An 11,627-nucleotide genomic window follows, 5' to 3' on the forward strand; every position below is an offset into this window, starting at 1 on the left:
TTTCCCCTACCCGCCCCTTCCCGAAACTGGGGCTGCGCCCCAGACCCCGGATCCGAACTTCGTTCGGATGTCCTCAATCGCCGGACGGGCTGAAGTGTGTCCACCACCCGGGACACCCCACCCCCCGTTCACCCGCGCCCGCTACCGTGTTCCCCACCATGAGCGCACCGCAGCCCCCGCAGGCCACCGCCGATGTTCCCACTCTTCTCGTCAAGATCTTCGGCAAGGACCGGCCCGGTATCACCGCCGGGCTCTTCGACACCCTTGCCGCCTTCTCCGTGGACGTCGTCGACCTCGAACAGGTCGTCACCCGGGGACGGATCGTGCTCTGCGCGCTCGTCACCGAGCCCGCCGCCGGGCTCGAGGGCGAGCTGCGGTCGACCGTGCACAGTTGGGCCGATTCGCTGAAGCTGCAGGCCGAGATCATCTCGGGTGTGGGCGACAACCGGCCGCGCGGCGAGGGCCGCTCGCACGTCACCGTGCTCGGCCACCCCCTGACCGCCGAGTCCACCGCCGCGATCGCCGCGCGCATCACCGCGACCGGCGGCAACATCGACCGTATCTTCCGGCTCGCCAAGTACCCCGTGACCGCCGTGGAGTTCGCCGTCTCCGGCACCCCGACCGAGTCGCTGCGCACCGCGCTAGCCCCCGAGGCCGCGGCGCTCGGTGTCGATGTCGCGGTGGTCTCGGCGGGTCTGCACCGGCGCGCGCAGCGGCTCGTCGTGATGGATGTCGACTCGACGCTCATCCAGGACGAGGTGATCGAGCTGTTCGCGGCCCACGCCGGCTGCGAGGAGCAGGTCGCCGAGGTCACCAACGCCGCGATGCGCGGCGAGCTGGACTTCGAGCAGTCGCTGCACGCCCGCGTGGCCCTGCTCGAGGGTCTTGACGTCTCGGTCGTCGAGAAGGTGCGGGCCGAGGTGCGGCTCACGCCCGGCGCGCGGACCCTGGTGCGCACGCTCAAGCGGCTCGGGTACCAAGTCGGCGTGGTCTCAGGCGGGTTCACCCAGGTCACGGATGATCTGATGGAGCGCCTTGGGCTCGACTTCGCACACGCCAACACCCTGGAGATCGTCGACGGCAAGCTGACCGGCAAGGTCACCGGGGACATCGTGGACCGGGCCGGCAAGGCCCGCCTCCTTCGCCGCTTCGCCGCGGAGGCCGGTGTACCGCTCGCGCAGACGGTGGCGATCGGCGACGGCGCCAACGACCTCGACATGCTCAACGCGGCGGGTCTCGGCGTCGCGTTCAACGCCAAGCCGGTCGTACGGGAGGCCGCGCACACCGCGGTGAACTTCCCGTTCCTCGACACGGTGCTCTACCTCCTGGGCGTCACGCGCGAAGAGGTCGAGGCGGCGGACGCCAGGGACGCGTAGGAAACGCCGGCGCCAGGGACGGGCAGGAAACGGTGAGGGCCCCAGCGCAGTGCCGGGGCCCTCGATCACGTATCGGATGAAGCGAGTTGGCGACCTACTCGTTCGGAGCCCAGTAGTCGAACAGCGTCGCCACGCCGGGCTCCAGGGACTTCCACGACCCCTTGAAGGTCAGCATCGCGAGCGCCGAGGTCGGGAACCCACGGCGTTCCATGCGGACCCCGGCATCGCCCTCGGCCGAGCCCGCGAGGACGTCGGCCAGGCCGTGCATCCCCGGGTTGTGGCCGATCAGGAGCAGGTCGGCGACGTCGTCCGGCGTCTCGTTGAGCACGGCGATCAGCTCGCCCGGAGAGGCCTCGTACGCCCTCTCCTCGTATACGGTCTTCGGGCGCTGCGGCAGCTCGCCGACGGCCAGCTTCCAGGTCTCCCGGGTGCGGGCGGCCGTGGAGCAGACGGCCAGGTCGAAGGCGATCCCGCTCTCCGCGAGCCGACGGCCCGCGGCGGGGGCGTCCTTGCGGCCCCGCTCGGCCAACGGCCTTTCGTGGTCGGCGATCTGGGGCCAGTCGGCCTTGGCGTGCCTGAGGAGGACGAGCCTGCGCGGTGTATCGACACTCATGTGTCCCAGCTTCGCACGAAACGCTCCACGCGGCGCAGGGAGTTGACGGGCTCCCCCTTGAAGGGTGACGGCCGGCTCACGGGGACGCGGAACATCCTCACGGGATGCGGGACATCAAGGTTTCCTTGAGCCGCCCGAGGAAGTCCCCGACCGCGGGATCACCGGTCGCGGCCTGTGCCTCGGCGGGGTGCAGCACGATCATGAACAGCACGGCGAAGGCGATCACCGGCAGGACGATTCCCCACCAGGGCAGCCGGGCCTGGGCGCGGGCCTGCTGCGGGGAGCGGGTGTGCGCTGGGGCCGACATGACGCCTCCGGGTCTGTCTTCAGGTCTGTCCGCCGCGCCACGCGGCGGAGCCGCGAATCGGTGCTGCGCGGCTTACTGAAGAACCTACGGAAGCGCGGGCCTCCAACCCATCCGGTGATCCACCCACTTGACCCTGACACCAGCCCCCTAGGGGATGGTGGAATTAGCCCCACCATGGAGGCGGGAAGCGCGGATCGGGCGGCACGCGGCGCGGCCGGAAGCGACCGGCGTCAGGGCGAGACGATCGTGGCGATGATGCCGATGATCACGGTGATGGCCATCATGGCGCCGAACACGGCGAGCAGCTTCTTCTGGCCGTTCTTGGGGTGCGGGTCGAGCACAGGCATACGGCCAGTCTCGCACCCTTTGCGCACTCCCCCGCCGCCGGGGTCGGACCGTCGGACGGTCAGGTCGCGCACTCGTCCTCGACGGTCCGCTGCCGTCCGGCCATCACCCCGAAGAGGATCTGCGGCACGAGCAGCGCACCCATCAGCACGATCGGCGCCTCCCAGCCGCCACTGTGCTGGTAGAGCACTCCGACGAGCAGCGGTCCGGGGATCGAGAGCAGATAGCCCGCGCTCTGCGCGAAGGCCGACAGCTGCACCACGCCCGGGCCCGTACGGGCCCGCATCCCGACCATGGTCAGGGCCAGCGGGAACGAGCAGTTGGAGACGCCGAGCACCAGCGCCCACACCCAGGCGCCGCCCGCGGGCGCGAGGTAGAGGCCGGTGTAGCCGATGAGGCCGCAGATGCCGAGGGCGACGACGATCGGGCCCTGGTGGTTCATCCGGGCGGCCATCCGCGGGATCACGAACGACAGCGGCACGCCCACCGCCATGGTGATCGCGAGCAGCACACCGGCTGTCCCGGCCGAGACCCCGGCGTCGCGGAAGATCTGCGGCATCCAGCCCATCGTGATGTACGCACCGGTGGCCTGGAGCCCGAAGAACACGGCGAGCGACCACGCCGTACGGCTGCGCGTGATCTTGAGCTTCGCCGTCGGCTGCGGGGAGGCCTTCCGCTCGGCCATGTCCGACCGGCGCCCCCGCAGCAACGGCAGCCACGGCAGCACCGCGGCGGCGGCCAGCGCCGCCCAAACGGCAAGCCCCGTCTTCCAGTTGCCGCCGAGCGCCTCGGTCACCGGCACGGTGATCGCGGCCGCGAGCGAGGTGCCGAGCGCCAGGGCCATCGAGTAGAGCCCGGTCATCGAGCCGACGCGCTGCGGGAACCACTCCTTGATGACCACCGGCATCAGCACGTTGGAGACCGCTATGCCCGCGAGCGCCAGCGCACTGGTGGCGAGGAAGGCCGCGGTGCTGCCGGTGAAGGGGCGTACGAGGAGGCCGGTGGCTATCGCGGCCATGCCGCCGCAGACCACGGCCACCGGTCCGAAGCGCCGGGCCAGGCGCGGGGCGAGGCTGCCGAAGACGGCGAAGCACAGGGGCGGTACGGAGGTGAGGACACCGGCGACGGAGCCGCTCATGCCGAGTCCGACGCGTACCTCTTCGAGCAGGGCGCCGAGGCTGGTGATGGCCGGACGCAGATTGAGGGCGGCCAGGACGATGCCGGCGATCACGAAGGGCACACCCCAGGTGCGCGCGGCCGAGGCGGGCTCGGGCTGTGCGCTGCTGCTCGGGGCCGCTTCGGATGCGGGCAGAACTGTCGACTTCTCACTGGCCATGGGGGCCATCATAGAATCATGGGATGATTGGCTGTCCAGTCGGTCCCCGGCCACGCCCGCGGCACGGTCGCCTGTACGGTCATCCCGTTACGGTCATCCCGTATCGCCCGCGCCGAAGGAAGAGCCCCATGCCCCTGTCGTCCCCGCGGCGCTCGGCACTCGCCGACCAGGTGATCGCCGAGCTCAGGAACCAGATCACCTCGGGCGAGTGGCCGGTCGGCTCGCGCATCCCCACCGAGCCGGAGCTGGTCGAGCAGCTGGGCGTCGCCCGCAACACCGTGCGCGAGGCGGTGCGCGCGCTCGCGCACAACGGGCTGCTCGACATCCGCCAGGGCTCGGGCACGTATGTCGTCGCCACGAGCGAGCTGGCCGGAGTGATGCAGCAGCGCTTCGCCGACGCCGATCCCCGCCATATCGCCGAGCTGCGCGCCACGCTGGAGTCGGCCGGCGCCAAGCTGGCCGCCGAGCGGCGCACCGAGCGCGATCTCAAGCAGCTGGACGCCCTGCTCGTACGGCGTGAGGAGGCCTGGGAGTCCGGTGACCGCGAGGCGTTCGTCGACGCGGACGCGACCTTCCACCTCGCGGTGGTGTCGGCCGCGCACAACGACGTCCTGACGGATCTGTACGCGGATCTGGGCGATGTGCTGCGGTCCTGGCTGCGCGACGACATCGGCGAGACGCTGCGGCCCGAGAACCACATGGACCACACGCGGCTGCTCGACGCGATCCGCGGCCAGAACGCCGAGGCCGCGGCGACGGAGGCGGCGAGCTATCCGTTCCTGTGCGGCCCTGAGCGCTTCCGGGACCGCTGAGGCGTCATGGCAGGGGGTTGTGGCTGACCCAGGCCGAGCGCACTTCCTTCCAGCAGCGTCCGGTCAGGCGCACGGTCAGCGCGGGTTCCGCCGCGACCGCCACCGCGTCCGAGTCGATGTCCCACCACCGGTCGCACTCGATGTGCAGACGTACGTGGTCCGTCTCGGGATACGGGTTGTGGCAGTACGCGGTGACGCGGGCGCCCTCGACGGCCGTGCGGCAGGTCGACCCGAAGGGGCGCTCCGGCGGGGCGGGCTCGGCGGCGGCCGGCGTGGGCGCGGTGCCGGACGGCAGGAACAGCAGCAGGCTCAGCCCCGCGAGGAGGGGTCCGTACCGCCGCGTCCTGCGCACCACTCGGAAGACCTCCTCGGCCGTACCGCGTCACGGCAGTCACTGCCGTCGCGGCTGCACCTCAAGGGGGGAACTGGACTTCCAGAGTGCGGTGTTCGGGGGCGGGGCGCAGGGCGAGGGGGCCGAACGAGGGAGGCCCCGTTTCCCGGTGATCCGGGAAACGGAGCCTCCGCCGGGGGTGCGGCACCGGATGCGGCGCCCCACCCCCGTACAAGAAATCAGGCGCCGACAGCGTGCAGACCGCCGTCGACGTGGACGATCTCGCCCGTGGTCTTCGGGAACCAGTCCGAGAGCAGGGCGACGACACCGCGGCCCGCCGGCTCCGGGTCGTCCAGCTTCCACTCGAGCGGGGAGCGCGAGTCCCACACGGCGGCCAGCTCGCCGAAGCCCGGGATGGACTTCGCGGCCATGGAGCCGAGCGGACCGGCCGAGACCAGGTTGCAGCGGATGTCGTGCTTGCCGAGGTCACGCGCCATGTAGCGGCTCGTGGCCTCCAGCGCGGCCTTGGCCGGGCCCATCCAGTCGTACTGCGGCCAGGCGAACTTGGCGTCGAAGGTGAGGCCGACGACGGATCCGCCCTCCGTCATCAGCGGCATCAGCGCCATCGTCAGGGACTTCAGCGAGAAGGCCGAGACGTGCATGGCGGTGGCCACGGACTCGAACGGCGTGTTCAGGAAGTTGCCACCGAGGGCGTCCTGCGGCGCGAAACCGATGGAGTGCACGACGCCGTCGAGACGGTCGCCCAGGTGCTCACGGACCTGGCCTTCCAGGCGCGCGAGGTGCTCGTCGTTGGAGACGTCCAGCTCGAGGACCTTGACGTTCTCGGGGTTCGGCAGCTTCTTGGCGATGCGCTCGGTCAGCGTCGGGCGCGGCCAGGCGGTGAGGATGATCTCCGCGCCCTGCTCCTGCGCCAGCTTCGCGGTGTGGAAGGCGATGGAGGACTCCATCAGCACACCGGTGATGAGGATCTTCTTGCCCTCGAGGATTCCAGCCATGGTGATCAGTGACCCATTCCCAGTCCGCCGTCAACCGGGATGACGGCACCAGTGATGTACGAAGCGTTGTCGGAGGCCAGGAACTGGACCGCGGCCGCGATCTCCTCCGGCTGCGCGTACCGGCCGAGCGGCACCTGCGAGACGATGCCCGCGCGCTGCTCGTCGGTGAGCACCTTGGTCATGTCGGTGTCGACGAAACCCGGTGCGACGACGTTGAACGTGATGTTGCGCGAGCCCAGCTCACGGGCGAGCGAGCGCGCGAAGCCGACGAGGGCGGCCTTGGACGCGGCGTAGTTCGCCTGGCCCGCGGAGCCGAGCAGACCGACCACCGAGGAGATCAGGACGACGCGGCCCTTCTTGGCGCGCAGCATGCCGCGGTTGGCTCGCTTGACCACACGGAAGGTGCCGGTGAGGTTGGTGTCCAGGACGGAGGTGAAGTCCTCCTCGGACATCCGCATGAGGAGCTGGTCCTTGGTGACGCCGGCGTTGGCGACGAGCACCTCGACGGGACCGTGCTTCTCCTCGATCTCCTTGTAGGCCTGGTCCACCTGCTCGGTGTCGGTGATGTCGCACTTGACGGCGAGGAAGCCCCGCTTCTCCAGCTCCGCGGGTTCGCCCGAGCGGTACGTGATCGCGACCCTGTCGCCGGCCTCGGCGAACGCTTGGGCGATGGCGAGGCCGATGCCCCGGTTTCCTCCGGTGACGAGAACCGAGCGGCTCAACGGATCACCCTTTCGATAGTGGTCGGATACCCGGAAACTTATCTGGCCCGCCGCGGTTACGGAGAATCGGTCACTGACAGTGGCACGGAGCAGTCCCTGTCGGGTCCCTACAGAAGTGTCCGCGCAGAGCACCTGCACAGAAGCGCCTGCGCAGAAGTCCTGCCAGAAGGTCCTACGGAAAGGGTGGTGCCCGAAGTGCCCACAGCCCCTCATGCCATCGATGCGACCTTTACCGCACTCCCCTTGCGCGCGCTCGCCGACGCCGCCCTCGCCCGGGCCCGTGCCCTCGGGGCCGAGCACGCGGACTTCCGCTTCGAGCGGGTGCGCAGCGCCGCCTGGCGGCTCAGGGACGCCAAGCCGTCCGGGTCGTCGGACACGACAGATCTCGGTTATGCCGTACGAGTGGTGCACGGCGGCAGCTGGGGGTTCGCCTCCGGGGTCGATCTGACGATGGGCGCGGCCGCGAAGGTGGCCTCGCTGGCGGTCGCGATGGCCAAGCTGTCGGCGCAGGTGATCAAGGCGGCCGGGTCCGACGAGCGCGTGGAGCTTGCGGCCGAGCCGGTCCATGCCGACAAGGAGTGGATCTCCTCGTACGAGATCAATCCCTTCGATGTACCGGACGCGGACAAGACCGGGCTGCTCGCCGACTGGAGTGCGCGGTTGCTCGCGGCCGAGGGGGTCGCGCATGTGGACGCCTCGCTCCTGACCGTGCAGGAGAACAAGTTCTACGCGGACACCGCGGGCACCGTCACCACCCAGCAGCGGGTGCGGCTGCATCCGCAGCTGACCGCGACGGCCGTGGACGAGCGCACCGGGGAGTTCGACTCGATGCGGACCATCGCGCCGCCGGCGGGGCGCGGCTGGGAGTACCTCGGGCAGAGCGTGTGGGACTGGGACAAGGAGCTGGCGCAGATTCCGGAGTTCCTGGCCGAGAAGATGCGGGCGCCGAGCGTCGAGGCGGGGCGCTATGACCTGGTGGTCGATCCGTCGAATCTGTGGCTGACCATCCATGAGTCGATCGGGCACGCCACCGAGCTCGACCGGGCGCTCGGCTACGAGGCGGCGTACGCGGGCACGTCGTTCGCGACCTTCGACCAGCTCGGCAAGCTCAAGTACGGCTCCGAGATCATGAACGTGACCGGTGACCGGACCGCCGAGCACGGCCTGGCGACCATCGGGTACGACGACGAGGGTGTGGCCGGGCAGTCCTGGGACCTGGTGAAGGACGGCACGCTGGTCGGCTACCAACTGGACCGCCGTATCGCGAAGTTGACCGGCTTCGAGCGTTCCAACGGCTGCGCCTACGCCGACTCCCCCGGGCACGTTCCGGTGCAGCGGATGGCCAATGTGTCGCTGCGGCCCGCGCCCGAGGGCCCCTCGACCGACGAGATGATCGCGGGAGTCGAGCGCGGGATCTATGTCGTCGGCGACCGCTCGTGGTCGATCGATATGCAGCGGTACAACTTCCAGTTCACCGGTCAGCGCTTCTTCAGGATCGAGAACGGCCAACTGGCAGGCCAGCTCCGCGATGTGGCGTACCAGGCGACGACCACCGACTTCTGGGGCTCGATGGCGGCGGTCGGGGGGCCCGAGACGTATGTGCTCGGTGGCGCGTTCAACTGCGGTAAGGCGCAGCCGGGTCAGGTGGCGGCGGTGTCGCACGGGTGCCCTTCGGCGCTGTTCCAGGGCGTGAACATCCTCAACACGACGCAGGAGGCCGGGCGGGGCTGACCGGGATCCCCCGGCAGGCGCGAAGTCCGCGTCTGCCGGCCCGGTGCGGCGACCCGTATTGACTAATAGTCAAATACGCAGGACTCTCTGGACCACCGCCCCATCGGCCACGCTCCGCCCTGGAGGTCCCGTGAGTACGGAAGGCACGGCGCAGTTGAGCACCGAGTTGAGGGATGCACTGCCGGAGAGCTTCGGGCGGCTGACGCCCGAGCAGATCGGCGTTCTCACGGACGCCCTGCGCGCCCGGCGCGCGAGTCAGGCGTCCGGCCTGAACGAGGCCGCCGAGGACGCGCTCAAGCTGGTGCCCGCACTCGCCCGCGGCCCCGTCCGCCGCATCCTGTTCCGCTGAATCGGAGGCCCCGCCATGGATTCATCGCACAGCGCCGCCCCCGAAACACCGCAGAACCACGCCGCTCCTGAGGTTCTGCAGAACCGCGCCGCCCCCGAAGTCCTGCAGAGCCGCGCCGAGATCGAGAAGATCGCCGCGCTCCTGGAGGTGGACAAGGGCGGTCTCGGCTTCCTCGGAGAGCTGCCTCTTCAGGACGTACGACGCTTCCGTGAGCAGACCGTCGCCGCACTGTTCGACCGTGTGCCGGAGATGCTGGACCGGATCGCCGCCGCGACCAAGCTGGTGCCCGCCGGGGTGGCCGCCGCCATCTCGCAGAAGGCGCTCGGGCCGCGGCTCGCGGCCGCGGTCGCGGGCCGGCTCGATCCGGCACGCGCGGCCGACATCATCGGGAAGCTGCCGGTCGCGTTCACGGTCGAGTCCTGTGCGCACCTCGATCCGCGGCGTATCCCGCAGATCGTGGACCGGCTCGACGAGAACCTCGTGGTCCGTATCGCCGTGGTACTCGCCGAGCGCGGCGACTACCTGACCATGGGCCGCTTCGTCGGACATCTGCGGGACTCGGCGCTGAGCCGCATCCTGCCGCATGTCCCGGACGAGACGGTCCTGCGCACCGGTTACGCCATCGACCGGCCCGAACAGCTCAGCAGGATCATCGAGTTGATGGGTCAGGAGCGGCTCGAGTCGGTCATCGGCGCGGCCGCCGACGGGCTCTGGCCCGAGGCCCTCGCGGTCGCCGGCATGGTCACCGGGGAGCAGCGCGGCCGTATCGCCTCGCTGGCGGCGGCGCAGCCGCCCGAGCGGCTCGACTCCCTGGTCGCGGTGGCCGCCGAGCAGGGGCTGTGGGAGTCGCTGCTCCCGCTGGTGGCACTGCTGCCCGCGGGTGAGCTGCGGGCGGTCGCCGTGCTGCCGTCGCTACAGGACGCCGAGGTGCTTGCCGGGGTCGTACGGGCCGTCGTCGCCCTGGGGTTGTGGGCCGAGTTCCTGCCGTTGGTGGAGCTGCTTCCGGACGCGTCCCGCAAGGTGGTGGCGGATGCCGCGGGTGCGCTCGCCGAACCGGAACTGGACGCGCTCGCACGGGAGGTCGACAAGCAGGACCTGTGGGATGTGGTGCTGCCGCTGGTCGAGTTGATGTCGGACGAGGCGAAGACCCGGATCTTCGCGCTGCCGGCGTTCCAGGACGCGGCGGATCAGGACGCGGCGGGATAGGGCGCTCGGGCGCTGTGGGCGGGCCCCTTCGGCCCGCCCACAGGTGGGACCGCCCGCAGGTCGGCCCGCCCACAGCACCCCTCACGCACGCTCCACGACCGCGTCCCCCGAAGCCCGCCAGTGCCGTTCGGGAATGCCCACCAGGCCGTACAACCAGCGCACCGGTGAGCGGCGGTGCAGCAGCACCACGCCCGCCAGCACGGCGAACAGGAGCAGTCCGAACACCGCGCCGAGCAGCCGCATCAGGCCACTTGCCACGAGCGCGCCCACGAACGGCAGGCCGTACACACCGGCGGCCGCGATGGCGATCGCGACGATACGGGGCACCTTGCGGTCCTCGTCGCCGCCGGGCAGGTCCCAGCCTTCCATCAGCCAGCTGATCTCGGTGATCAGCATCGTCCCGAGCACGGCGGCCCCGAGGAGCAGCAGCGCCAGGAACGTGCCGGAGGTCAGGAAGTCCAGGACGTTGTTGACGACGCTGTCCTTGGGCCAGTCGGCGAAGTCCCTTGCCCCGGTGGAGAAGAAGCGCGCGTAGCCGCTGCCGTCCCAGCCGTGGATCAGCGTCCCGAACACCAGGAAGTACCCGCCCACGGTCTGCAGATACGCCCAGTAGCCGGCGCCCATGAGGATCAGGGCCTGCGCCGCGGTGAACCCGAGCAGTGTGGCGACGGGAATGCCTCCCGCGTAGAAGAGGACGAACCCCGCCCAGATCCCCCCGTGCGCGTCCGCGACCTGCATGGTCGCCCAGGACGGGTTCTGCCAGAGCAGGAACAGGCCAGTCGGCACGAGCAGCACCGTGGCGAAGAGCAGCGTCAGGGTCAGATACGGGTTCGCGACGCGACTGCGGGTGCGGGGGCCCTCGCCGACGCTCAGCCGCTCCCAGATCTGGAGCTGGCGTCCGGCCGCGACGGCGAAGGTGGCCCCGATCGCGTACGCCCAGAACAGGGCGGCCTGGATCTGGATCATGGCGAGGCCTTCAGAGTGAGTCCGCCGGCGACGATCAAGTCCGAGGTGACCAGGGCCTGTTCGGCCTGCACCTGGGTCATGAAAACAAAGGGCGGTACGACCGGCGGAACGGGCAGCCCGTCCGGCGTGAACGTCAGGCAGAGCAGCCCTTCGAGGCAGCCGCTGAACTTCGTGAGGTAGAGCGTGACGTCGCCGTCGAGCTCCAAGGTATCGGCCCCCAGGGCCAGTTCATCGCTTCCGTCGCGGGTCTGCAGTCGGTAGTCGTCGAGGGATGCGGCCTTCATACGGAGCACCATGACCTTCAGCGTGCCGTCGGCGGTCGGGAGTTCCTCGACTCCGGCGAACAGGAAGCCCTTCGGGGCGAAGAGCGTCGTGGTGACCGTCGCGGGATTGCGCGGCGCGACGATGCCGCCGGCCGGTGCGGAGAGGGCATCGGACGGTGCGGACGTGACGTCGGACGGTGCCGAGATGACGTCGGACGGTGCGGCCATGGCCCGGCCCACCCCCGGCCCCCACA

13 protein-coding genes and 1 pseudogene are annotated in these 11,627 nt (G+C 70.3%); 5 read left to right on the forward strand and 9 right to left on the reverse strand.

The window, feature by feature from the left end; all coding sequences use genetic code 11:
• Positions 1-158: 158 nt before the first annotated feature.
• Positions 159-1,376: a phosphoserine phosphatase SerB gene (gene serB, locus G6045_RS34630; RefSeq protein ID WP_165336171.1), complete on the forward strand. Its 1,218-nt coding sequence runs from the start codon at positions 159-161 to the stop codon at positions 1,374-1,376.
• 94 nt (positions 1,377-1,470) lie between these two features.
• Here the strand turns inward: serB and G6045_RS34635 are convergent, their stop codons facing one another.
• The 4 genes from G6045_RS34635 to G6045_RS34645 form a co-directional block, all read right to left on the reverse strand.
• Positions 1,471-1,989, reverse strand: coding sequence for a SixA phosphatase family protein (locus tag G6045_RS34635; RefSeq protein ID WP_165336172.1), 519 nt, complete (start codon positions 1,987-1,989; stop codon positions 1,471-1,473).
• 97 nt (positions 1,990-2,086) lie between these two features.
• Positions 2,087-2,296, reverse strand: a complete 210-nt coding sequence (locus G6045_RS34640) for a hypothetical protein (protein ID WP_165336173.1) — start codon at positions 2,294-2,296, stop codon at positions 2,087-2,089.
• Between the two features lie 230 nt (positions 2,297-2,526).
• The gene (locus G6045_RS42045) at positions 2,527-2,643 is read right to left on the reverse strand and encodes an SGM_5486 family transporter-associated protein (RefSeq protein WP_267913067.1); all 117 of its coding nucleotides are present in this window, start codon (positions 2,641-2,643) and stop codon (positions 2,527-2,529) included.
• 59 nt (positions 2,644-2,702) lie between these two features.
• Positions 2,703-3,977, reverse strand: a complete 1,275-nt coding sequence (locus tag G6045_RS34645; protein ID WP_235968504.1) for a CynX/NimT family MFS transporter — start codon at positions 3,975-3,977, stop codon at positions 2,703-2,705.
• Positions 3,978-4,105: 128 nt separating this feature from the next.
• Between G6045_RS34645 and G6045_RS34650 the strand changes: the two genes are divergently transcribed.
• Entirely contained in the window at positions 4,106-4,789 is a 684-nt protein-coding gene (locus tag G6045_RS34650) for a FadR/GntR family transcriptional regulator (protein ID WP_165336175.1), read from the forward strand.
• A gap of 4 nt (positions 4,790-4,793) precedes the next feature.
• Here the strand turns inward: G6045_RS34650 and G6045_RS34655 are convergent, their stop codons facing one another.
• The 3 genes from G6045_RS34655 to fabG form a co-directional block, all read right to left on the reverse strand.
• Positions 4,794-5,141 carry a hypothetical protein gene (locus tag G6045_RS34655; RefSeq protein WP_165336181.1) on the reverse strand — a complete coding sequence of 116 codons (348 nt, stop codon included), beginning with the start codon at positions 5,139-5,141 and terminating at the stop codon, positions 4,794-4,796.
• Between the two features lie 218 nt (positions 5,142-5,359).
• On the reverse strand, positions 5,360-6,136 hold the full coding sequence (gene fabI, locus G6045_RS34660; protein ID WP_165336176.1) for an enoyl-ACP reductase FabI: 777 nt from the start codon (positions 6,134-6,136) through the stop codon (positions 5,360-5,362).
• A gap of 5 nt (positions 6,137-6,141) precedes the next feature.
• Entirely contained in the window at positions 6,142-6,858 is a 717-nt protein-coding gene (gene fabG, locus G6045_RS34665; RefSeq protein ID WP_165336177.1) for a 3-oxoacyl-[acyl-carrier-protein] reductase, read from the reverse strand.
• Between the two features lie 216 nt (positions 6,859-7,074).
• Here fabG and G6045_RS34670 point away from each other — a divergent pair, with 216 nt between their 5' ends.
• From G6045_RS34670 to G6045_RS34680, 3 genes are all read left to right on the forward strand, one after another.
• Positions 7,075-8,589 (forward strand): TldD/PmbA family protein, encoded by a 1,515-nt coding sequence (locus tag G6045_RS34670; protein ID WP_408056402.1) that lies wholly within the window; start codon positions 7,075-7,077, stop codon positions 8,587-8,589.
• Between the two features lie 130 nt (positions 8,590-8,719).
• Complete coding sequence (locus tag G6045_RS34675) at positions 8,720-8,938, forward strand: hypothetical protein (RefSeq protein ID WP_165336179.1); 219 nt, start codon at positions 8,720-8,722, stop codon at positions 8,936-8,938.
• Positions 8,939-8,953: 15 nt separating this feature from the next.
• The gene (locus tag G6045_RS34680) at positions 8,954-10,144 is read left to right on the forward strand and encodes a hypothetical protein (protein ID WP_235968505.1); all 1,191 of its coding nucleotides are present in this window, start codon (positions 8,954-8,956) and stop codon (positions 10,142-10,144) included.
• Positions 10,145-10,225: 81 nt separating this feature from the next.
• Here the strand turns inward: G6045_RS34680 and G6045_RS34685 are convergent, their stop codons facing one another.
• On the reverse strand, positions 10,226-11,110 hold the full coding sequence (locus G6045_RS34685; protein WP_165336180.1) for a hypothetical protein: 885 nt from the start codon (positions 11,108-11,110) through the stop codon (positions 10,226-10,228).
• Positions 11,107-11,627: pseudogene (locus tag G6045_RS34690) on the reverse strand (DUF6114 domain-containing protein); the annotation flags it as partial. The gene G6045_RS34685 and the pseudogene G6045_RS34690, both read right to left, overlap by 4 nt.

The organism is Streptomyces mesophilus (assembly GCF_011044995.1).
GTDB classification, from domain to species: Bacteria; Actinomycetota; Actinomycetes; order Streptomycetales; family Streptomycetaceae; genus Streptomyces; species Streptomyces mesophilus.